This window comes from Leucobacter insecticola, from assembly GCF_011382965.1.
Taxonomy (GTDB): domain Bacteria; phylum Actinomycetota; class Actinomycetes; order Actinomycetales; family Microbacteriaceae; genus Leucobacter; species Leucobacter insecticola.
In genome coordinates this window covers 2357871-2379702 of record NZ_CP049934.1, presented here as the reverse complement: position 1 = coordinate 2379702, position 21832 = coordinate 2357871, and the positions used below count along the sequence as shown (strand labels likewise).

The following is a 21832-nucleotide window of genomic DNA, read 5'->3' as shown; positions in this document are numbered from 1 at the left end:
GCTGAGCGTCGGCAGACAAGTTGCTTCGTGCGATTGCGCTGCGCCATGCAGTCGGGCAAAGTGAAACCATGAATACCCCAGGGAGCGCAGGATAGCCATGGCTGCAGCGAAGAACACACCCAATTCTCAGCACCCGCAGGGATCTCAGCACACCGGGGCGCCCGGCGATACCCCGCCGACGCGGCGCGAATGGTTCGCCCTCGCGGTGCTCGCGATAGGTCTCGGTCTGATTGTGCTCGACGGCACCATCGTCGGCGTCGCACTTCCCGCCATCATTACCGATCTGGGGCTCGATCTGACCGACGCGCAGTGGGTCAACAGTCTTTACGCGGTGCTGCTCGCGGCGCTGCTGCTGTCGACCGGCAAACTCGCCGACAGCTGGGGGGCGCAAACGCCTGTTCGTGCTCGGAGTGCTCGTATTCGTCGCGGGCAGCCTGCTGGCAGCCGTGTCGACGGGCGCCGGACTACTCATCGGGGCGCGCGCGGTGCAAGCGATCGGTGCGGCCCTCATCATGCCGTCGACGCTCTCCACCGTCAACGCCATCTTTCGTGGCAAATATCGCGCGGCCGCGTTTGGCGTCTGGGGTGCCGTCATCTCGGGTGCGGCGGCCATCGGTCCGCTCGCGGGCGGCGCACTGACACAGTGGGTGTCGTGGCACTGGATCTTTCTTGTCAACGTGCCGCTCGGGTTGCTGTTGATTGTCGCCGCGATGGTGGCGGTGCCCGAGACTCGCGGCGCCAAGGACCGGCCCGGCGCCGACGTGGACGGCGCGCTGCTCAGCGCCATAGGATTCGGCGCGCTGGTGTTCGCTGTCATTGAAGGACCCGATCTGGGATGGTGGGCTCCCAAAGCCGAACTGAAGATCTTCGGCTGGGAATGGCCCAGCACGGCACCGATCTCGGCGGTGCCGGTCGCCCTCGCCCTCGCCGCACTTGCGCTGACGCTGTTCGTATTCTGGGAACGGCATCGCGATCGAGTGCAGCGATCCGCGCTGCTCGATCTCGAGCTGTTTACCTTCTCAACATTCTCCTGGGGCAACCTCACCGCCGCGATGGTTGCTGTCGGTGAGTTCGCAATCATCTTTGTACTGCCGCTGTACCTGATCAATGCACTCGGGCTGGATGTGATGGGCGCGGGCGTCGTGCTCGCCGCAATGGCGCTCGGCGCGTTCTTTTCGGGTGCCTCGGCGCGGCATCTCGCCGCCAAGTTTGGTGCGCCGGGAACGGTGCTGCTCGGCCTCGGCCTTGAGGTGCTCGGCGTGCTGGTACTTGCACTGCTCGTCAGCGCCACAACACCGGGGTGGCTCGTCGCGATCCCACTCGTCGTGTATGGTCTCGGCCTCGGCCTTGCATCCGCACAGCTCACCGGCACGGTGCTTCGGGACGTTCCCGTTGCCGCGTCAGGCCAGGCGTCGGCGACGCAGAGCACGGTGCGACAGATCGGCTCGGCCCTCGGCACGGCGTTTGCCGGGGCCGCGCTCGCCGTCTCTCTCGCGATAACCCTGCCCCCGGCGTTGTCATCGGCGGGAATCACCGGTGCTGCCGCGGAGAAGCTTGCGGACTCTACGAGACAGTCGGCCGGAACCCTGATCCCGCAACTGCGTGCGCAGGGGGAGGCGAGTATGTTCGGCGACCAGACCGCCGCCGCCGTGCGCGCGCTCGAAGCCGGTTTCGCAGATGCAACCCGCTGGTCGATGCTCACCGCTGCGGTGTTTCTTGCCCTCGGTTTTGTGGGCGCGCTGCGGCTGCGTCGTGCGGCCGACCGCTCCTCAAGCTGACCGTTGGCGGTGGCTGGTCCGGGGTGTTGTATGGCTGCGGGGTCCGGGGCTCGTATTGCGGTCCGACATGGTGCGTGGGTGAAAGGTCGTGGTGGGTGGGTGGGCAGGGTGAGGGGAAGGCGAAATGGGCGCGTGAACGAGCGGTCGATGAATAGTGTTGCTGGCCTGGGTAGGCGGTCTCGGCTGCGCGGGCGTGCCGTGGCCCGGATCGCCGGTGTCATCGTGTTGGTGGGAACGTTGACGTCATGCGGACAGGCACCGCAGCTTGTTGAGCCACCGCGCACTGAGCCAGGCCAGAATCAGCCAGAAAAGACCGGTGCTGGCGAGCTCCGCGAAGACCTCACGCCGGTGCTGGAGCGGTTTCCGCAGTTGCCGGAGGCGGTCTCGATTCACTGGATGTCGGGCACCCTGGGCGACGCGCGCACCCCCGGGCCCAGGAGCTATTGGATCGACGCGGTCATCGCGCTGAGTCCTGCCGAGTACGACGCGCTCCAGGCCGACGCCGTCGAGGTGTCAGCATCATCTCTTGATGGACTCTCCCCGGGCTTGCGCGATGTCGTCCCCTCCGGTGCCGTACTGGGATCAGAGCGCCTCGATGATCGCTTTGCCCAGCCGGGATTTTCGACGGAGGCGTATCTGATCGCTGATTCGGACGTGCTCGTGCTGATGACGGTGTTTCAGTAGTCCAAAGTCACGCCGACTCTGCAGCGATGCGGGCGTAGCCCCGCGCAGGCGACATCGCGTGAGCGGGGACTAATCCCGCGCTACCGCAGCTCATTCCATGCGGCCACCACCTCGCGGGCCACGCCCGCGGCGGACTGGGGGTTTTGGCCGGTGACGAGACGACCATCGCGCGCGACGGTCTCGGTGAAGTTGGCCCCTCGATCACCTCCGCACCCTGCTCCGCGAGCGTACTGGCGAGCAGGAACGGCACGATCTCGGTCAGTTCGACCGCGGCCTCCTCGGCGTTCGTGAAGCACGACACGCGTTTGCCCGCCACGAGTGGCGTGCCATCGGAGAGCGTCATGCCGACGAGCGCGGCCGGGCCGTGGCAGACGGCGGAGACGATCCCGCCCCGCTCGTAAATGGTGCGTCCGATGCGATTGATCTCGGCAGAGTGGGGGAAATCCCACATGGTGCCGTGTCCGCCTACAAAGAAGACGATGTCGTAGTCTTCGGCGCGCACATCCGCAAGCGCCGGGGTGTTGGCGAGCTGCGCGGCAACACGGGTGTCGTGCACGAAGGCACGCTGCGCAGGATCGCTCTCGTCGCGGCCGTCCTCCGGAGGCACACCACCCGCCACCGAGGCCAGATCAACCTCAAAGCCGGCCTCGGTGAACACCTGCCACGGGTGCGCGGCCTCACCGACGTAGTAGCCGGTCTTGCGGACGCCGCCGAGATCGTCGTGGCTGGTGAGAACAAGCAGGGCGCGTGCGGTGGTGGACATTCTTCTTCTTTCGCTGGTCGGTGAAGGCCCTTCGCGGGCGTTGCTCCCACGCTAAACCAGCCGCCGGCCGCACCGGGTATCGGGATCCCGAACCCCGCTATCGTGCCCCCGATACTCGCGGCATCGACGTCTCCCTGGCGACCAAGTTCACCTATTCCGCGCGCTTCGCGACGGTCATGATGGCGTCACGCAGCTGTGCGATGGCGGCGTTGGCACCCGGGCGGTCAAGCGGTAGCGGCTCGCGGGTCACGACGTACAGGGTGTTCAGCGGCGGAATCGCGGTCTCGTGCAACAGAGTCAGCGTGCCCTGCTCAAGATCGTCCCGAATGAGGTATTCAGGCAGCACCGTCATGCCCGCCCCCGACAGGGCAAGCGTCCGCAGTGAGCGCAGATCCGGCACCTCGCACGCGAGCCGCAGACGGTCGGGGCGGCGCTCAAACACACTCCGCCAGTAGCGGCGCACGATCGGTAAATCGGGGGCGTAGGCGAGCAGGGGGATCTCGTCGAGCTGAGTGGCCGCTTGCTCCGCCCAGCGCGGGTGCCCGACGAGCTGAAACACTTCGTCGGCGATCGGCGCGGTTTTCAGGCCCTGCTCGCGCACCGCGACCGAGCTGACCACCGCGTCGAGTTCGCCCGCCCGCAGCGCGGTGATGAGTTCCTCCGGCAGCCCGAAGCGGGTGGCGAGGGTGGTGCCCGGTGGCAGGTGCGCGGTGATGCGCGGCAGCACCACCTCGGACAAAAACTCGGCCGGCCCGCCAAGAAAACGGGTGCCGGGGGCGTCGGATCCGGAGCCCTGCGGCAGCGTGTTCGCCACAGCCACGGCGAGCCCATCAACCGCGTCACCCACCCGCTCCGCGAGTTCCGCTCCGCGCGCCGTCGGCTTCACGCCGTGCGCACCGCGGATCAGCAGCGCGTAGCCGAGTTTCTTTTCGAGCCTGGCGAGCTGTTCAGACAGCGAGGATTGCGCGGTCCCCAACTCATCGGCCGCGGCAGAAAAAGATCCCGCGCGCAGCACCGCAACAAACACCCGTAATGCGTCCCAAGACACTCGAGAATCCATGGCCGGTCCTCCTAGCTATCCGGGGCCGTGACGAATCGAGGCGCGCCCCAGACGCCGGGCTCCGCGAGGGTCGCAGACGCAAGCCCGACCCCGGTGCCGATTTCGGCGAGGCACACGAGGAGGGAGCGGGTCGGGTAGCCGTGGGTGGTGTTGTCGCGGATGATCGCGCGGTCGTCGTCCGGGCCGAGTTCGGCGCTGCGCGCGAGCACCGCCAGCCAGCTCTCGCAGCAGGCGTCGGCAGCGCCAAGGTCCGCCGACGCCGCGGTAAACTCCGGCAACCAACGCCGAATCCGGGCGGTATCGGGATCGTCGACCCGGTGGTGCGCCAGCATGTGTACCCCGGGCCGAGCGTCGTGCGGTGCACAGCGACACCGTCCCAACTCGTCACGACAACGGAATCCGCCGTGGCTTCGACGAGATTGAAGGGTCCGGTGCGGGGCTGATCCGGCACCCGCGCGCCGCGCACCGCGTCGAGCACGATTGCGCCGCGCGACTCCAGGGGCGGGCGCGGATCCGCGTCGCCCGAATCCTCTGCGGGGGCACGGTTCAGGATCACGGCGAGCCGCGCGGGATCCTGCGCCGTCGCAAGCCAGGCACCGTTCGCGCGCCGATCCCGGACACCGATGACACCTGGATACGCCTCCGGCCACCACGCGCCGGGCCCATCCCAGGGACGCGCCGGATCCTCATCACGGACGGCGAGGAGGCGGGTTGACGCGCCAGGGCGAAGCTCCACAACGACGGTGCACATATCTGTTCTTCCGGCTAAAGGTGCGAGGATAGAGGTGTGAACATCGTACTCGGAGTGACCGGCGGCATCGCCGCATACAAGGCCGTCGCGCTCGCGCGCCTGTTCGTCGAAGCGGGGCACGAGGTGCACGTCATACCGACCGCTGACGCACTGCGCTTTGTGGGTGCTCCAACGTGGGAAGCGATCAGCCGCAACCCGGTGACCACGTCGGTGCACGAGGACGTTCCCGAGGTTCGTCACGTGGCGCTGGGGCAGCGCGCGGACGTGGTGGTCGTGGCACCCGCGACAGCGAACACCCTGGCGCGAATGACCGCGGGGCTCGCAGATGATCTGCTCGGCACCACGCTCCTCGCGACACGGGCGCCGGTGGTTGTCGCGCCGGCGATGCACACGGAGATGTGGCAGCATCCCGCGACCCAAGACAACGTTGCGATCCTTCGCGCGCGCGGAGTCCATTTCATCGGGCCCGAGAGCGGCCGGCTCACCGGAGACGACACCGGGCCGGGGAGGATGAGCGAGCCCGAGGAGATCTTTGCCGAGGTGCGTGCGCTGCTCGCGCGGCCCGCGAGGGTCGAACCTGAGGTGGCCCAAGAGCCGCCCGCGCCCATGGACCTTACGGCAGCTTTTGACGGCGTGCCGCACAGCGAAGCTATCGGATTGGCTGGCGGTGCGGACACCGCGGCGCTCGAGGGGAAGCGCTTCCTGGTGAGCGCGGGCGGCACCCGCGAGCCGATTGATCCGGTGCGTTACATCGGCAATCGTTCAAGCGGAAAGCAAGGGGTGGCGGTTGCCGCCGCCGCCGCAGCGCTCGGAGCAAAAGTGGTGCTGCTTGCGGCGAATGTTGACGAGGCCGTGCTCGCCGAGGTCGCCGAGAATCCTGCCGTGCGGGTTGTGCCCGTTGGGAGCGCCGCCGAACTTCAGTCCGCAGCGCTCGCCGCTTCTTCAGGCGCTGACGTCGTGATCATGGCCGCTGCCGTGTCTGACTACCGTGTTGCGGATGTTGCGGAGGAGAAGATCCGTAAGGAGGATTCTGCGGGGGAGCCGCCGACGCTGACGCTCGTTGAAAACCCGGACATCCTCGCCGAGCTCGTGCATATGCGTCGGCCCGGGCAGCTGCTCGTCGGTTTTGCCGCCGAGACCGCAGCGAGCACCGACGAACTGCTTGAGCGCGGGCGTCGAAAGCTGAGGCGCAAGGGAGTCGACCTCCTCGCGGTGAACGCCGTGGGCTGGAACGAGGGCTTCGAATCCGCAGAAAACACGCTCCACATCCTCGACCGTTCCGGCGAGGTGGTCGCGAATGTTTCGGGCACCAAACAAAACACCGCGGACGCACTGCTTCACGCAGTGGCCGCGGCGCTGTGATGGGAGAGTGTCGCGAAGACGACGAGCTCTCGGTAAAACCTTTTAGCTGATAAAACCGACCTTGCGGCCGGCATCCCCGCCGAATTCAACGTAGGTGATGGATCCCGCGTCAACGAGGTACTGCTTGCCCTTGGTGTCGGACAGCGCAACGAGCCCCCGCTCCTTTTCCGCAGCTTCCTGGATCAGCGTCCGCAGTTCCTCAGTGCTGGCATCCGTCTCGAACGCAAGTTCGCGGGGTGAGTGCTTCATGCCGATACGAATTTCCACGGGGCCTCCTCGAGATGGTGGCGGGATGCCACAACCAATGCTGTCTCGAGTCTATGACGCTTGGTGGCTGCACATGCCCGAAAGTGCGTCCCGTTCGCCCTGAGCGCAGCGCCACAGCGGGATACTCGGGCGTCCGCGCGGGGTGACGCGGAGAAAGCCGGTTTGTCTACTGAACTTTGCGATGTTTGCGCTTAATTCTACTGCGGTAGTCTATGCGTGTGGGCTCCCGAGATGCTCCTCGGGTTACAGTTGCGGTTGGTTTTGACACAAGACCGTCGTATCTACGGACGGCGCCACGAGTGTTCTCAGGCTTGACACCGTGGCAATTTCACTCGAAAAGACCGGCAAGCTCGTGGGTGAGGCCGCCGTGGGTGCGCGCGTGGAGTGGTCGTTCACGATTACCAACACCGGCACAACGGCGCTCGCGGAAGTCGACCTTGTTGATCACCTCGCAGGTGTGTCGGACCTTTCTGTTGATTGGGCAGCGGGCGAAGAAGGACGTATCGAGCCGGGTGCTTCGGTGACCGCACACGCGAGCTCCGAGGTCACTGCACAGGATCTCGCCGACGGCAAGATCGTCAATACCGCGACCGTCACCGGTGTCGGTGGGGGCGCCATCACGGTGACGGCAGACGCGGAGGCCGCGGTTGTGCTCCCCGCGACCGCGAGCCCGGATAACGGCAGCGGGGCGCAGTCGAAGGAAACCAGTCAGCAGGCGGATCCCTCAGATGTTGCCCTCGCGGTCACGGGCGCCGAGGCAGGCCCCTGGATCGCTGGTCTCGTGCTGCTGCTTGGCGCGGCGGGTGTCTTCGCGATCACACGACGCCGGAGCGCATCTCGCGTCTAAATGTCCGACGGCCTCAGTAGGCTACTTGCATGACCCTCTTTGATCCCTCCCAAATGCGGGTGTTGGAGCTCGATCCCGAGCGCCACGCCCGCATTTTGGGCGCTCCCGGTAGCGGAAAGACGCGGGTGCTGATTGAGGCATTCCGTCGGTCGTTGCAATTGCCCGGTTGGGACGAACAAGACGTGCTGGTTCTCGCCTCAAACCGTCTCGTTGCTGCGGGGCTGCGACCCCGACTGGAGCATGCGCTCGGGCGGGCTTTTGGCGGGACCCCGGTGCGCACCGCAGCGTCGCTCAGCTTTGCGATTCTCTCTCGGATCGCCGCGATTGAGGGTGAAGCGGGCCCCAGGCTGCTTACCGGCACGGTGCAAGACGAGGTGATCGCGCAGGTGGTCGCCGCGCTTTTGGAGCCGGGCGCTGCAGAGACGGCGGGGTTGGTGCCCGAAGTGCTCCACAGCCCGACCTTTCGCGCAGAGCTTCGTGAACTGTGGCGGGTGACCGACGACTTTGGGGTCACCCCCGGGCAGTTGAACGGCGAACTCACCGGGTTGCTGCAGGCCTCCCGGCGGGAATCACACACGCGGTTACCCGCGGCCGAAACGGTTGATCGCTGGCAGTGGAGCCTCGGGATCATCGAGCGGGTCGCCGCCGTGTGCGCGGCGGAGCGACCCAAGGAACTCAGTTCCAGCGCACTGCTGCGTGAGGCCGCTGCTGTCGTGGCACGCGAGGGGAGTACTCGCGGGGTGGGCTCCGGATCCCACGGCTGATCTTGGTCGACGACGCGCAGGAGCTCGGTGAGGGCGAGTTGGGGCTTCTGGCGGGGTGCGCGCGCGCCGGGAGTAGCGTGTGGGTGTTTGGCGATCCCGATCTCGCGACCGGCAGCTTCACGGGGGAGCGGAGCCGGGTGCTGGCGGGCCTGCACGAAGAACTTGCGCGGCGTGGCGGGCTCGCGCCGGGATCCGCGCAGCATCCCGAGCAGCGGGCGGTATTGTCGACGGTGTATCGGCACGGCTCAGAAGTTCGAGAGTTTGTGCGGGGGTTGACCGTGCGCATTGGTGCTGCCGGGGCCGCAGAGCATCGTGCAGCTCCCGCGGTTGCCGGCGGTGGTGCTGCGGAGGCGTCCGCTGGCAGCGCCGTGCAGTTCGCGACGGCGTCGTCTCCCGCCGAGCAACTCGGAATCATCGCGCACCGTCTTCGTGCCCGGCGACTCGGGCTCGGCGGTGTACAACCGGTTGACTGGACAGACATGGCGGTGATCTGCCGAACGCGCGGGGAGGCGAGCCGGGTCGCGCGGCTTTTGGCGGTGCACCAGGTGCCCACTGGAATCGCCGCGGGCGGGGTCGTGCTGCGTGAGCACCAGATCGTGCGTGAACTCATTCGCATGCTCCAGCACACGCTTCGGATTCGCGCGCTCGGAGCTGACGAAGTGCTGCAACTGGTCGGAGGGGTGATCGGGGGGCTGGATCCCGTGGCGATACGGCGTCTCCGTGGTGCCCTGCTGATGCACGAGCGGCGCACCGCGCGACAGGAGGGGCGTGAGCCGCGGTCGATCGATGCTGTGGTGGCGGATGGCTTCGCTGTTCCCGGCGTGGAAGCCATCGTCGATAGTGCTGGCGGCCGCGCCCTGCGGCGGCTCGGAAAGATCGCGGCGGCCGCTGACAGCATCGCATCGTCGGGTGGTACGGCGCGCGAGGTGCTGTGGGCGATTTGGGACGGCACGGGCCTCGCTGGTCGCTGGCAACGCGAGGCGCTTGAGGGGAGGGGTGCCCGCGCAGACGAGGCGCACCGCTCGCTCGACGCCGTGATGGGGCTGTTTTTCGCGCTGCAGCGGCACGAGGAACAAGACAGCGAGCAGCCGATCGCGGAGCTGCTCGAAGAACTCAGCCTGAGCGCGGTTCCAGAAGACTCGCTCGCTCAGCAGAGCCAGCGCGAAGCGGTCACGGTGACCACCCCGCAGGGGGTGATCGGTCGCGAATTTGAGGTTGTCGCCGTCGTGGGGGCGCAGGATGGATCCTGGCCCAATTTGCGCGCTCGTGGCTCGCTTCTTGGCGCGACGTCCCTTGAGCGTTGGCTGCGGGGTGAAGAAGCGACCGCGCCATCTCGGCGAGACACCGTTCACGACGAACTCCGACTCTTCGTGCACAGTTGTGCGCGAGCGCGCGATGCGCTGCTCGTAGTCGCCATTGCCGATGAGGACCAGCATCCGAGCGCATTTTTCGGCTTCGGGCGCGCGCATCTTGTGACCGGGTTGCCGAGCGCAAGGTTGACGCTGCGCGGGGCAACATCCGAGATGCGCCGACGCCTGAACATTGACCCGGGTGATGCCTCGGCGCTCCGCTCGCTTGTGGCGCTTGCCGCGGAGGGCGTCCCGGGCGCTCACCCCGATGAGTGGTACGGGGTGCTCGAGCCGAGCACAACGGCGCCGATCGTGGATCTTGTGGCCGATCCTGCGGCACGCGTGTCGGTGAGCCCTTCGCAGCTTGAGCGCGCAGAGGAGTGCCCGCTCGACTGGGTCGTTTCGAGCCTCGGAGGCGGCGGCGGGAGCGTGCAGGCGAGCCTCGGGACGCTGATTCACCACGCGCTCGAGACGGCGCAAGACACCGATGCCGCGGCCCTGTTTGAGACCGTGCTCGCGCAGTGGCACAAGCTGCCCTTTGACGCCGATTGGGAGTCGCAGCGCACAAAACGGGTCGCGGAGCAGATGACGGAGAGCCTCGCCGAATACCTGCGTGACTTTGCGGGATCAGACCGCGAGCTGCTTGCGCAGGAGGCGGCGTTCGAGATCCCGCTCGAACACGCGGTGCTGCGTGGCTTTGCCGACCGCTTAGAAATGCGGCGATCCGGTGATGATTCCGCGCACGGCGGGGCAGAAATCACCGTCGTTGACCTGAAAACCGGTCGGACACCGCCATCGGCGGCGGCGACCGCGACGCACGCGCAGCTCCAGGCCTACCAGCTCGGCGTCATGCTCGGTGCCTTCGAAAGCGCAGCCGGGCTGGAGGGTGCCCGCAGCGGTGGCGCAAAACTGCTTTACGTGCACCCGGATGCGACGAAACGCGGCGGATACGTCGAACGCGGCCAAGAGCCCATGTCAGAGGACGCAAAAGCAGCGCTGATTGAGCGCGTCACGACCGTCGCGCGAGTGATGGCGGCAAACGAGTTTACGGCCAGGGTAGAGCACCACTGCTCTGACCCGCACAAGCCCGGCAGCTGCCGGCTGCACATCATTCAGGCGGTGAGCCACGCGTGAGGAGCGACATGACACCGGATGTGGAGACTGCGGCGGCGTCGTCCAAAGGATCGCCTGTGTTCTCGGCCATGCGCATCGCCGAGATACTGACATTGCCCCCGGCGAAGCCCCTGAACCCGACGCCCGAACAGCGTGACATGATCGAGCATCCGCTCGGCGGCAGCGCGCTTGTTGTCGCCGGCGCCGGAAGCGGCAAGACTGAGACGATGGCAAACCGTGTGGTCTGGCTCGTCGCCAACGGGCTGGCAGCACCAGAGCACGTGCTCGGGCTGACGTTCACGCGAAAGGCCGCCGGGGAGCTCCGAGAACGCATCTCCATGCGGCTGGCGAGTTTCGCCGAACGGCTCCGGGACCACCGCGAACGTGGTCTCTTGAGCGGCGCCGAAGCCGCTCAAGCCGAGCGCCTTATTGAGCTCCTCGGAGACGGGCTCGACATCCCCGAGGTCAGCACCTACAACGCCTTCGCGGCGGGGGTGTTACAAGAGTTTGGGCTTGCGGCCGGGGTCGCTCCCGGGGCAGTGATTATCGACGAAGCGACTGCGTGGCGCATCGCGAGAGAAACGGTGCTCGCGAGCGATGACCCAGCGTTGGCCGCGAGCGGGCTGCGGCTGCCGGAACTGATCCGGCACACTATTCAGATGGATCATGCGGTGGCTGATAACCTCAGCTCCCTTGACCGCGTCGACCAGGTCATTTCGGAGTTCAGCCGGGTCGGTGATCTCCCTTACAACGACAAAGAACTGACGGGTCCGCGAAGCGGGAAAATCTACGCTGACATTCGCGATGCCATCGCGAACTTCGCAGAGACCCCCGTGATTACGAGGCTCGCCCGAGCCTTCGCTGAGGAGAAGCAGCGACGCGGTGTGCTGGAATTCTCGGATCAGCTTGCCCTCGCGACGAGGGCCATTGAGCGCTCTCCCGAGGCCGTTGCGGTGCTGCGCGCGCGTCACCGCGTGGTGCTGCTGGACGAGGTACAAGATACCTCGGTCGGCCAAACTCGATTCCTCTCAACCATATTTGCGGGGTGCTCAGTGATGGGCGTGGGGGATCCGCACCAGTCGATCTACGGTTGGCGCGGTGCGTCAGCAGAGGGGTTGAAATCTTTCCATCTCGATTTTGGTGCGCGGGGCGGACGCGGGGTCACCACGTCACGAGCGGGCGCGCTGCTCTCCCTCTCGACCAGTTGGCGAAACCCGGCCCGCATTCTCGACATCGCGAACACCATCGCTGCACCCCTCGCCGCGGACGCCGCCATTCAGGTGCCGACCTTGCTTCCCCGCGCCGGAGCGCACGACGGAGTGGTCGACTGGCTGTTTCCTGAAACCGTGCACGAGGAACGCCTGGGCGTTGCGAAATGGTTCCGACGGGCACGAGAGGAACATCTGGCCGAGCACGGTGAGCTGCCAAGCGCGGCGATCATCTTTCGCAAGCGCAGCTCGATGGCCGCGTTCTCGGCCGCGCTCACCGATCAGGGGGTGCCCAATCGGATCATCGGGCTCGGCGGTCTGCTCACCACCCCAGAAGTCACCGACGTCGTTAGTGTGCTGCGAACCCTGTGGTATGCGGACGCGGGGGCGACCTGCTCCGGCTGCTCACAGGCCCCCGCTTCCGACTCGGGGTCGCCGACGTCGCAGGACTTCGCGACGCGGCGCGCTGGTTTGCGCGCCGCGATGTGACGTTGAAGCCGCTGAGTGACGCGGATCTTGAGGCAGACAGCGTGCTTCCGGATCCGGACACCGCGTTCACGCTCATCGACGCGCTTGATCAGATCGCGACGATGCGGGAGCTCGATCACCAGGCGCTCCGCTCCATCAGTGACACTGGCCGCCGCAGGCTCCAAGAGGCCGGGCGGATGCTCGCACAGCTTCGTCAGGGTGTCGGTGGAAACATCGCGGACTTGATCCAGGCAACCGTGCAGGCGCTCCGCCTCGATATCGAGCTTGATGCGAACGAGGCACGTCGCGAGCAGGCAGGCGCCGACGCGCACGCCAATCTCGACGTGTTTATTGACACGGTGGAACACTACCTCGCAATTGACACTCACGGCACGCTTGCGTCGCTTCTCGAATGGATCGAACGCGCCACTGAAGCCGACGAAGCAGCAGAGCACGTCGTAGCGCCGGCGCCGGGCACGGTGCAGCTCATCACCGCGCACGGCGCAAAAGGGCTCGAATGGGATCTCGTGGCTGTGCCGCGCCTGGTCGCCGGAGAGTTCCCCGGATCCGCGCGCAGTGGCGCGGGCTGGCTGCGAACCGGTCAGCTCCCGGATGAGCTTCGCGGGGACGCGAACGCGCGACCGGAGCTGAACTGGCGCATCGCGCAGACGCAGAAGGAGCTCCGCGATCGCATCGTCGAGTATCGCGCCGCCCTCGCAGAAAACCACGCGGAGGAAGAACGCCGACTCGCCTACGTCGCAGTGACTCGATCAGCGCGGCGGCTGCTCCTCAGCGGATCTTTTTGGGGCGGTCAGACTCGCCAGCGAGGCCCGTCTTGCTTCCTTACTGAATTGCACGAGGCGGGGCTGCTCGGGCCGTCGCTCGATGATCCCGTGCGCACCGAATTGCCTGAGCAGAGCGAGTACGAAGAAGACCCGAGCGAATCTTCAGAAATGACGCTGCAGTGGCCGCTTGATCCTCTCGGTTCCCGGGCGCCAGCGGTCTTTCGCGCGGCAACAGAGGTGCGCGCGGCGCTGGACCAGGCTCAGCTAGGCCAGGCTCAGCTGGGCGAGGTTCAGCCGGATCAGGAGGTGCCAGCCGAGGCGACCGCCATCGAAGAAGTCGTGCAGTTGTTGATTGCTGAGCGGCGCGCCATGATTCGTGGGCGAGAGGAGCAGTCCGCGAGCGGTCGGCGGCTCCCAGAGCGGGTCACCGCGTCAACGTTTCACGAGTTTGTGGAAGACCCGCAGGAGGCGGAGCGACGCCGGCTCCGTCCCGTCCCGCAGCGACCCTACCGGCGCACGCGCATTGGCAATCGATTCCATGAGTGGGTGGAGCGGCGGGCCACTACGGCGCGCGGCACCGCCCTCCCGCTCACGGGGTTTCATAGCGACGCGATTGAGCTGGACCCCTCGGAGTTCACCGAGTTCGAGCATGGATCCGGCGACGCAGCTGAGTTGCAGCCACTGATCGAGCAGTTCGAGAAGTCGCGCTGGGCGATGCTTCGGCCCATCGCGGTGGAGCAGGAAGTGACGCTTCCGTTTGCCGGGAGAATTCTCGTGTGCAAGCTTGATGCGGTGTATCGAAGCGGTGACGGCGACATGGCGCGCACCGAGATCGTGGACTGGAAGGCGGGCAGGCCGCCATGCAACGAGGAAGAGAAACGGACCCGCTTTTTCCAACTCGATCTGTACCGGCACGCGTATGCGCAGTGGGCGGGAATCGACCCCGAGCGCATCGATGTGTCGCTCTTCTACGTCGCCGAGGGCGAAGAACTCAGTGGAGGGGATCCGCGGAGCCTGGAAGAGCTCGAACGTATCTGGTTGGAGGCGGCCGAGAAACTCAGCTAGTGCTGCGTCTTGTCGCCCCGCGCTACTTCTGGAAGGGGTTCTCAAACTGTGGGGGTTCGGGCAGGTCCTCGTCGTCGATGGCCTCGGGGAGATCATCGTCATCAATAGGCTCGGTGAGTTGATCGTCGATGGGCTCGGTGAGTTGCGTATCGCTCGCTTCAGATTCATCCTCGCCCGTTTCCCGAAGTGGCTCGATGAAGTCCGTGTCAATGCCAAACATTCGATCCTCGTCGAGCGCCTCGAACGCGGCAGTCTCGGAGAGATGGTCGGTGACCTCGGGGGTCTCTTCGAGGAGCGATACCACTTCGTCTTCGCTCAACGGCTCCCCGGTTTCGGCGGCGCCAAGCACCGTCCCAAACACGCCGACGCTGTCGACGAGCCGGTCGAGCATGCCAACTGCATCACTCGTGATCGAGTCGTCGTGCGATTCGACCCCGTGCAGCAACCAGCGGGCGATCTCTAGCTCGTGGTAGAGCGCAGCTCTGGTGTGCAGCTGAGTCAGCATGCTCTGGTCTCGCAGAGCGGCGTAGCGCACAAGCACAGCCTCGAAGACGTCCGAGCCGGCGCCAAGTAGCCACGCGAGGTCAGCGGCCGGATCCCCGACGGAAAGCTCGGACCAGCCGAGAACTCCGGTGACTGAGTCATTTGAGACGCGGAGCTGACTGGCGTCGAGGGAACCGTGAATGACGGCGGGCGCAAAGTCCCACAGCTCGCTCGTCTCAACGACGTGCTTCCAGCGGTCCTGGATCGTCTGGGGCAAAAGCCTCGTAGCCTCGGCGCGATCGATCAGCCGGGTCGCCTGCAACCTGGCATCCGTCGCGGAACGAATGGGTAGGCCGCCCTGTTGCGCGACCTGGTGGGGGAGATTGTGAATCGCCGCAAGCGTTTCCGCGAGCGGCTGGATCAGGAGGGAATCCTCGGCCAGGCTCTCAATGTCGAATTGTCCGCCGTCGATAAACGTGGTCACTACCGCGCGGGAGTCTCCGGCCCGGGTGACACCGAGTGACTCAGGCACAGCAAACGGAAGCACGCTGCGCGCGCCCTCGTTGAGTGCTGCAAGGCTCAAGAGCTCTGCCGACTGTTGAATCTCGGCGGCCTGAGTCCGCGGGATCCGCACGACAAATTCATCGTTGCCGTCAGTGACAACCGCGGAAACGTATTCCTCGTCCTCCCCGTGAGCTCGGGTCCCGAGGACCACAAGGCCCGGCACCGCGGAGGTCGCAAGCGCGGCTAGAGTGAATGGGATGCTGGCCATGTACATCAGCGTAGGCACCTGCGCCGAAACGGTCGCTACGCCACGCGCAGTGACCGGCAGTCTGAATGTTTGGCTCCCAGTGTGGACACAAGACAGCTGAAGGGAAAACTATGAACCAGGCACAGCCGGCATTCGCGTCGGGATTGCTTGACCGAGACGCTGAAACTAGGGCCTCCGCTGAACTTCTCCAGGATGCCTGGGCGGACCCCTCGGCCCGATTGCTGCAGTTGCGCGGGGTCGAGGTGCCTGTTGCCACCGACAGTGAGGGGAAGCTGGTGCTCGCGCTGCAAGCGACCGACGGGAGGTTTACGCCGGCGGGTGAGCGGGGCGCGGCTCACCATGTCTATCTTGGACGGATGGGATCCTCCCCGGTCTTTGCTGTCGCCGCTGCCGCTGATGCCGCTGCGCCCTTGAGCTCGGCCATTTGGAGGCACCCTTTTGAGGTTGGGGGAGAGCTGAGCGACATCGAGTGCGAGGTGATCGCGGTGGCTTCCGCGCTGCTGCACTGGCACGAAGCAGCCGAATATTCACCGCGTGACGGCTCGCCTACGCAGCCTGAACTCGGCGGTTGGGCGCGCCGTGACAGTCACGGCGGTGAACTCTTTCCCCGCACTGACCCGGCGGTGATCGTGCTGATCGAACACGAGGGCCGCGTTCTTCTCGGCTCGAACGCGCTGTGGGAAACCGGTCGTTTTTCGCTGCTCGCGGGTTTCGTTGAGGCGGGAGAATCGCTGGAGCAGACCGTCCGCCGGGAGATGCACGAGGAAGCCGGCGTGCAGCTGGGAGACGTCACGTATGTGGCCTCGCAGCCGTGGCCGTTCCCTCGTTCACTGATGGTCGGGTTCCGAGCGCAGCTCGCGAGTGGCTTCGGCCCGGACGAGGTGCATGCCGACGCAGAGGAAATCTCAGAGCTGCGCTGGTTCACCCGCGCGGAACTGCGGGATCCCGCCCCCGGACTGCGGCTGCCCATGCCGATGTCGATTGCGCGGTGGATGATCGACGCCTGGGTGCGTGAGGGGGACTGCGGTGGCGAGTGATGTTTCCGAGATCCTCGAGGCGCTCGACCCGGAACAGCGGGAGATTGCGGAGTCGTTGCGGGGCCCCGTCTCGGTGCTCGCCGGAGCGGGCACCGGGAAGACCCGCGCCATTACCCACCGCATTGCATACGGCGTCCGCACAGGTGTCTACGATCCGGAGCGCGTGCTGGCGGTCACCTTCACGAGAAAAGCCGCCGGTGAACTTCAGGGGCGCTTGCGTGAGCTCGGCGCCGATGGCGTGCGGGCGCAGACTTTTCACGGGGCGGCACTTGCGCAACTGGGTCACTTCTGGCCTCAGCTCATTGGGGGAGCAGCGCCCCAGGTGCTTCCCGGTAAGGTCGCCGCAATCTCTCAGGTTGTTGAAGGTCTGGGGCTCCATCCGACAGGAGAATCACTGCGCGACCTCGCTTCCGAGATCGAGTGGCGAAAGACCGCCATGCTCAGCATTGACGACTACGAACGTCGCATCGAGGGGCGTCCGTTACCGCAGGGATTCACAATCGAGCAAGTGCTCGACGTACATCGAGGCTATGTCACTCTTCTTGAGGACCGCCGCCAGATTGATTTTGAAGACGTGCTCGTGTTGCTCGCGGGCATGCTCGAAACAGAGCCCGCCGCGGCGGCGGAAGTGCGCGAGCGGTTCCGCTTTTTCACCGTCGATGAATACCAGGACGTCTCGCCCCTGCAGCACGCGCTGCTGAAGGTTTGGCTCGGAAACCGAGACAACCTGTGTGTGGTGGGTGATGCGAGCCAGACCATTTATTCCTTCGCGGGGGCCTCAAGCTCATATCTGCTTCGTTTCGGTGTGGAATACCCCCACGCGCGCGAGATTCGGCTCGAACGAAACTATCGCTCGACGGAACCGATCGTGCGCCTCGCGAACCGCCTGATGCGGGATCGTCCGGGCGCGTTGACGCTCCGTGCCTCGCGAGAGGTATCGCCAGAGGCAGCATCTTCGGCCGCTGACTCGGCTCCGAGCTTTGAATGGTTCGCTTCCGAACAAGACGAAGCAATCGCCGTCGCGGATTCGATCGCCCAGGCCCTCGCTTCGGGCACCCCAGCCTCACAGGTCGCGGTGCTCTACCGCACGAATGCGCAATCGGCCCGGTTTGAAGAGGCCCTGCAGCAGCGCGGGATCAGCGTGCGCGTGCACGGCGCGCAGCGCTTCTTTGATCGCGCAGATGTGCGACAGGCCGTCATGCTGATTCGAGGCGAGGCAAAGGTGAGCGATAGCAGGCCGCTGTTTCAGATCGTCAGTGATGTGCTCCGTTCTGGGGGCTGGAGTTCCAAGCCTCCGGAGGGTTCTGCCGGTCGTGAAAAGTGGGAGGCGATGAATGCACTGCTGTCCCTCGTGGACGAGATGCCTGCGGGCACCGGGATCAAGGAGTTTAGCGAGGAACTTCTCGCCCGCCAGCGAGCGCAGCACGAGCCAACGCTTGAGGCGGTGACGCTCAGTGCGATTCACGCAGCCAAGGGTCTTGAGTGGTCGATGGTGCATGTTGTGGGTCTCAGTGAGGGGCTCCTGCCCATTGCTCATGCGCTCGACGAAGACAGCATTTCAGAGGAGCGACGGCTGTGCTACGTAGCCTTTACCCGGGCCCGCGACACGCTGCGGCTCTCCGGTGTCGCAGGGGGCGCCCGTGGGACACGATCCCCCTCGCGGTTCATTGCGGAGGCGGGGATAGTGAGCTGAGGGCATTGCAGGCACATTCTGGATGTGGCGCCACGGTGTGCATGGTTACCGGCCCGGAGACACGTCCCAGCGAAACCGGGATACGCGCCCGGGTCGTGTGTACGCTGGTGTCTCCTGCGACCCAGGCCCGCACACTGGCTGCGATCCAGGCCGCCGCCATGTGAATTCCTGCGCTCGTCTCGCTGGCGGGGACTGCGTCGTGCAATTGGGCCGCGATGGCCGGGAGCGCGCTGTCGCGAGAGGTCTCGGTGAGCGCATCGCAGGTGTGGCAGGGATTTCCCTCCGCTTGCACAAGCGGACCCACCAGGATCGCGCGATCGGTGAACCTCACAATGAGGTGCGGCTGAGCAGCCATGAGCCAGCGCTGCGCGCGTTCGAGTGGTTCCAAGAATCGCTCAACAAACACCACTAGATCGGGGGTGGGTTTTTCTTGCTGAGCGCAGATGTTGCTCGCGACAAGCGCTTCCCGAAGACCCTCGATCGGGCGGCCTCCATCGCACAGCCGAACGCTGAGCTGATCGAAGGCGGGAGGTGCAGAGGCGCCGATATCCGACGCGGAAGAGACGCTCAGCAGTGCAGGAGCGAGCAGTTTGAGGAGTTTCCGTGCTTCCTGCGGTGTCGCCCCGACACCGATGGCCTCTGTCGTGAGGTGCTTGCTGTCTATCCCCGTGCGAAACAACCCGAGCAGTCGCTGTACGCCCGCGGTGGGGCGAGGAATACGAACTTCAGCGCGTTCAAAACCGAGCCGAAGCGTATCAGTGTCTTCCCAGCAGAGGGGGAGATCCGGGTGGAGACGGGTAAACGATGAAGACATAGACCCAGTTTGCCGAGTTATCCGGCCTCGACTGAGTTGTCCACAGAAGGATTTGTAAGATCGCTCAAATTGACAAAATTTGGTGCCTGTGAGCGGGGATTGAAATCTTTCTAGGGGTCTTTTCGTCGCCATCGTCGCTCTCGTGCGGGGGAGTTCGCCGTCGAGCAACTGCGCGAGCGCCGTTTCAAAATCGTCGGCTGACGAGTCAGGGAGCGCGCCCGCAAGGCCGAGACGCTCCAGTAGCCTGGCCGGGTGGTCGAGCTCTTCTGACGTGGGGAGAAGATCCGGGTGAGCCCACAGCCCATCCCGGATCTGTTCGTTACCGCGCTCGCCCACAAGACGCCACAGCGCCGCAGCCTCGCGGAGTCTGCGTGGCCGCAGTTCAAGCCCGACCAAGGCGCTGAAGGCGTGTTCCGCAGGTCCACCGGTTGCTCGTCTCCGCCGCACCATCTCAGCGATAGCGTCCGCTCCGGGGAGGCGCTTCGCGGCATCCGCGGTAACCACGTCGACCCACCCCTCAACAAGAGCGAGCATGGTTTCCAGTCTCGCGTGCGCGGCCTCCTGAGCCTCGGTTTTTGGCGGGATCAGCGCGCCGTTTGAGAGTAGTTCCTGTAGTTGCTCTGGGTGCTCGGGATTGATCTCGCGAGCGACCTCTTCGATGCGGTCGGTGTCGATCCGAATACCGCGGGCATAGTCAGTAATGGCCGTAAGTAGGTGAAGCCGGAGCCACTTCGAGTGGCGGAACAGGCGGGCGTGGGCGAGTTCGCGCACGGCGAGATACAGTGTGACAGCCTCGGCGTCTTGGTCAAGTCCCTCCGCAAACGCGGCGACGCCGGTCGGCAGCAGAGCTCCGCCTTCCCGGCCCGGTCCTGAAAGCAGCGGGATCCCGATGTCACCCGCAGAGACGACTTCGCCGGAAAGCTTGCCGATGATCGAGCCGAGCTGCACCGCGAACAGCGCACCGCCGACGCTCTTGAGCATGGGCACCGCGCCCTCAAGAGCGTCGCCGAGCTCTTCGGGCATTTGCGACTGCAAGGCTCCCATGAGAGCTTCAGTTACAGATTCTGCAACGGGTTCGGCGAGGCTGATCCAAGTGTCGACTGATTGCTGCACCCATTCAATCCTGCCGAGCACCCGGGGCGCATCCGGGGTTGCCCCGAGTTCCGTGACCTCGTCGAGCCAGAGGGTTGCTACAGGAAATGCGCGAAGTGCCGATGCGGAGTCGGCCTGCGTGCCGCCGTCGCTCGCCACTTCAAGTGCGGTACGCCGGGTCTGGGCCCAATCGATCCCGTCGCTCGGCTGCTGCATTGCGCCGCGGAGTGTGTTGAACAGCCCCTGCAGGGCAGCGGGGTCTCCTGGAATCCCGGCAGCTTTCGCGAACTGCTCGGGATCAAACGCGCCCGCTTCAGGGCCCTCGCCCGAGAGCATGTCACGCAGGATCCGCTGCAGCTCGTCGAAGTCCTTGTTTCCGTTCTCGCCGCTGGAGTCGTTGTGATCGTTTGCGCTCATGCCGCTCTCCTCAATCTTCTCTCACAACGCTACGGCACCGCGCTCTGATCCGCCTGCTAGATTGACCCGGGCGGTCGTGTTTTCATTGCGCCGACTGCGAACACAGGTCAGAAAAGGAACGACATGTATCACGAAGATCGCGAACGCAAACGAGTGCGGGTACTTGCTGCCACCGCGGTGCTTGCGTGTTTGACGCTGCTCGCGGCGGTGATCCCCTCGCCCTATTCGATCGAGCGCCCGGGGCCATTCGTTGACACACTCGGTGATGCAACGCTCGAGGATGAAACCATACCCGTGATCCAGATCTCCGATCTACAGACGTACCCGACAACCGGAGAGCTGAACCTCCTGACGGTGTCGATCCTGGGCACGCCGGAGCACCCTCTGAGCTGGCTCTCGCTTGTCCCGGCCCTGTTCGATCCCTCGCAGCGCATCGCGCCGCGCACCGAGTTTTTCCCGGAGGGGGTCTCCGAGAAAGAGCGTGAGACAGCAAACACGGCAATGATGGACACTTCGCAAATGCAGTCAGCCGCGGCCGCGTTTCGTGAGCTCGGGGAACCGGTTTCGATCCAGCTCAGTGTCGCGGGAATTTCGGAGGATGGACCGGCCGAAGGGATCCTTGAACAGGGTGATGTGATCCTGACCGTTGGCGGGCAAGAGATCGCAAGTTTCGAGCAGTTGCGTCGGGTCATTGTTGATGCTGGGGCGGATCGCCCGCTCGCGGTGACCGTGCTGCGCGGTGACGAGGAACTGTCGCTTACCCTGACGCCGCGAGTGCCAGACGGTGGGGACTCACCGATGCTCGGCGCCGCTATTTCGTCAAGCTACGAGCTACCGGCAGAGGTCAAAATTAGCCTTTCGCAGATCGGTGGCCCAAGCGCCGGCATGATATTCGCCATCGGGATCTACGATCTTCTGACCCCGGGACCCCTTCTTGACGGGCTCACTGTCAGCGGCACGGGCACGATTTCTGAGGAGGGGGACGTCGGGGCAATCGGTGGCCTGGCGCAGAAGATGTGGGCGGCCTCCCGCGCGGAGAGCGACCTCTTCTTGATGCCGCTTGAGAACTGTGCTGAGTTGCCAGATCAGATTCCCGCGGGGCTCACTGTCGCGCCCGTGTCCACCCTGAACGAGGCGATCAAGGCCATAGAGACCGCCACTTCAGGGGGCACCCCCGCTGGTATTGAGCGGTGTGAAGTCAAGTGAGGCTGGATCACAACTTGCCGAGCAGTTGAGCGACGGGCAAGTATTTGTCAGCGG

17 protein-coding genes and 1 pseudogene are annotated in these 21832 nt (G+C 65.4%); 12 read left to right on the top strand and 6 right to left on the bottom strand.

All coding sequences use genetic code 11. The features are described from left to right. The first annotated feature begins 97 nt into the window (after window positions 1-97). Together G7067_RS11030 and G7067_RS11025 are read left to right on the top strand one after the other, a co-directional pair. A pseudogene (locus G7067_RS11030) lies at window positions 98-1778 on the top strand (MFS transporter). Between the two features lie 147 nt (window positions 1779-1925). Further along, window positions 1926-2462 (top strand): hypothetical protein, encoded by a 537-nt coding sequence (locus G7067_RS11025; RefSeq protein WP_166324267.1) that lies wholly within the window; start codon window positions 1926-1928, stop codon window positions 2460-2462. A gap of 7 nt (window positions 2463-2469) precedes the next feature. Here the strand turns inward: G7067_RS11025 and G7067_RS11020 are convergent, their stop codons facing one another. The 3 genes from G7067_RS11020 to G7067_RS14425 all read right to left on the bottom strand — a co-directional run bounded on the left by G7067_RS11020 (window position 2470) and on the right by G7067_RS14425 (window position 4563). After that, on the bottom strand, window positions 2470-3225 hold the full coding sequence (locus tag G7067_RS11020) for a type 1 glutamine amidotransferase domain-containing protein (protein WP_205881132.1): 756 nt from the start codon (window positions 3223-3225) through the stop codon (window positions 2470-2472). Between the two features lie 151 nt (window positions 3226-3376). Then, window positions 3377-4285: a LysR family transcriptional regulator gene (locus G7067_RS11015; RefSeq protein ID WP_166324264.1), complete on the bottom strand. Its 909-nt coding sequence runs from the start codon at window positions 4283-4285 to the stop codon at window positions 3377-3379. 11 nt (window positions 4286-4296) lie between these two features. After that, window positions 4297-4563, bottom strand: coding sequence for a hypothetical protein (locus tag G7067_RS14425; RefSeq protein WP_244301092.1), 267 nt, complete (start codon window positions 4561-4563; stop codon window positions 4297-4299). 80 nt (window positions 4564-4643) lie between these two features. Between G7067_RS14425 and G7067_RS14420 the strand changes: the two genes are divergently transcribed. Together G7067_RS14420 and G7067_RS11005 are read left to right on the top strand one after the other, a co-directional pair. Further along, window positions 4644-5000, top strand: coding sequence for a hypothetical protein (locus tag G7067_RS14420; protein WP_244301091.1), 357 nt, complete (start codon window positions 4644-4646; stop codon window positions 4998-5000). A 72-nt stretch (window positions 5001-5072) separates the two neighbouring features. Continuing rightward, complete coding sequence (locus tag G7067_RS11005; protein WP_166324258.1) at window positions 5073-6398, top strand: bifunctional phosphopantothenoylcysteine decarboxylase/phosphopantothenate synthase; 1326 nt, start codon at window positions 5073-5075, stop codon at window positions 6396-6398. Window positions 6399-6440: 42 nt separating this feature from the next. Here G7067_RS11005 and G7067_RS11000 read toward each other — a convergent pair whose 3' ends face one another. After that, a complete protein-coding gene (locus tag G7067_RS11000; protein WP_166324256.1) occupies window positions 6441-6665 on the bottom strand; it encodes a DUF3107 domain-containing protein in 225 nt (74 codons plus the stop codon). A 319-nt stretch (window positions 6666-6984) separates the two neighbouring features. Here G7067_RS11000 and G7067_RS10995 point away from each other — a divergent pair, with 319 nt between their 5' ends. The 5 genes from G7067_RS10995 (at window position 6985) to G7067_RS14410 (ending at window position 14264) form a co-directional block, all read left to right on the top strand. Continuing rightward, a complete protein-coding gene (locus G7067_RS10995; RefSeq protein WP_166324253.1) occupies window positions 6985-7512 on the top strand; it encodes a DUF7507 domain-containing protein in 528 nt (175 codons plus the stop codon). Window positions 7513-7541: 29 nt separating this feature from the next. Next, entirely contained in the window at window positions 7542-8276 is a 735-nt protein-coding gene (locus G7067_RS10990; RefSeq protein ID WP_166324250.1) for a UvrD-helicase domain-containing protein, read from the top strand. Window positions 8277-8278: 2 nt separating this feature from the next. Next, complete coding sequence (locus G7067_RS10985; protein WP_166324247.1) at window positions 8279-10759, top strand: PD-(D/E)XK nuclease family protein; 2481 nt, start codon at window positions 8279-8281, stop codon at window positions 10757-10759. An 8-nt stretch (window positions 10760-10767) separates the two neighbouring features. Further along, on the top strand, window positions 10768-12435 hold the full coding sequence (locus tag G7067_RS14415) for an ATP-dependent helicase (protein WP_244301090.1): 1668 nt from the start codon (window positions 10768-10770) through the stop codon (window positions 12433-12435). Between the two features lie 101 nt (window positions 12436-12536). Continuing rightward, the gene (locus tag G7067_RS14410; protein ID WP_341872889.1) at window positions 12537-14264 is read left to right on the top strand and encodes a 3'-5' exonuclease; all 1728 of its coding nucleotides are present in this window, start codon (window positions 12537-12539) and stop codon (window positions 14262-14264) included. 22 nt (window positions 14265-14286) lie between these two features. Here the strand turns inward: G7067_RS14410 and G7067_RS10975 are convergent, their stop codons facing one another. Beyond that, window positions 14287-15519, bottom strand: a complete 1233-nt coding sequence (locus tag G7067_RS10975) for a phosphotransferase (RefSeq protein WP_166324244.1) — start codon at window positions 15517-15519, stop codon at window positions 14287-14289. Window positions 15520-15629: 110 nt separating this feature from the next. Here G7067_RS10975 and nudC point away from each other — a divergent pair, with 110 nt between their 5' ends. Further along, on the top strand, window positions 15630-16556 hold the full coding sequence (nudC, locus tag G7067_RS10970) for an NAD(+) diphosphatase (protein WP_166324242.1): 927 nt from the start codon (window positions 15630-15632) through the stop codon (window positions 16554-16556). Beyond that, entirely contained in the window at window positions 16531-18249 is a 1719-nt protein-coding gene (locus tag G7067_RS10965) for an ATP-dependent helicase (RefSeq protein ID WP_244301089.1), read from the top strand. Before nudC ends, G7067_RS10965 begins: the two co-directional genes overlap by 26 nt. Here the strand turns inward: G7067_RS10965 and G7067_RS14405 are convergent. Next, window positions 18221-20572: a zinc-dependent metalloprotease gene (locus G7067_RS14405; RefSeq protein WP_244301088.1), complete on the bottom strand. Its 2352-nt coding sequence runs from the start codon at window positions 20570-20572 to the stop codon at window positions 18221-18223. The two genes, G7067_RS10965 and G7067_RS14405, sit on opposite strands and share 29 nt — an antisense overlap. Before the next feature lie 123 nt (window positions 20573-20695). On the opposite strand from G7067_RS14405, the gene G7067_RS10955 reads away from it, so the two are divergent. After that, complete coding sequence (locus G7067_RS10955; protein WP_166324236.1) at window positions 20696-21778, top strand: YlbL family protein; 1083 nt, start codon at window positions 20696-20698, stop codon at window positions 21776-21778. Window positions 21779-21832: the final 54 nt, after the last annotated feature.

What these genes read in the sequence shown, in the direction of transcription:
- G7067_RS11025 (WP_166324267.1), top strand. Translation starts at nt 1,926, where the DNA reads ATGAATAGTGTTGCTGGCCTGGGTAGGCGGTCTCGGCTGCGCGGGCGT.
- G7067_RS11020 (WP_205881132.1), bottom strand. Translation starts at nt 3,225, where the DNA reads ATGTCCACCACCGCACGCGCCCTGCTTGTTCTCACCAGCCACGACGAT.
- G7067_RS11015 (WP_166324264.1), bottom strand. Translation starts at nt 4,285, where the DNA reads ATGGATTCTCGAGTGTCTTGGGACGCATTACGGGTGTTTGTTGCGGTG.
- G7067_RS10990 (WP_166324250.1), top strand. Translation starts at nt 7,542, where the DNA reads ATGACCCTCTTTGATCCCTCCCAAATGCGGGTGTTGGAGCTCGATCCC.
- G7067_RS14415 (WP_244301090.1), top strand. Translation starts at nt 10,768, where the DNA reads ATGACACCGGATGTGGAGACTGCGGCGGCGTCGTCCAAAGGATCGCCT.
- G7067_RS14410 (WP_341872889.1), top strand. Translation starts at nt 12,537, where the DNA reads ATGCGGGAGCTCGATCACCAGGCGCTCCGCTCCATCAGTGACACTGGC.
- G7067_RS10975 (WP_166324244.1), bottom strand. Translation starts at nt 15,519, where the DNA reads ATGGCCAGCATCCCATTCACTCTAGCCGCGCTTGCGACCTCCGCGGTG.
- nudC (WP_166324242.1), top strand. Translation starts at nt 15,630, where the DNA reads ATGAACCAGGCACAGCCGGCATTCGCGTCGGGATTGCTTGACCGAGAC.
- G7067_RS14405 (WP_244301088.1), bottom strand. Translation starts at nt 20,572, where the DNA reads ATGAGCGCAAACGATCACAACGACTCCAGCGGCGAGAACGGAAACAAG.
- G7067_RS10955 (WP_166324236.1), top strand. Translation starts at nt 20,696, where the DNA reads ATGTATCACGAAGATCGCGAACGCAAACGAGTGCGGGTACTTGCTGCC.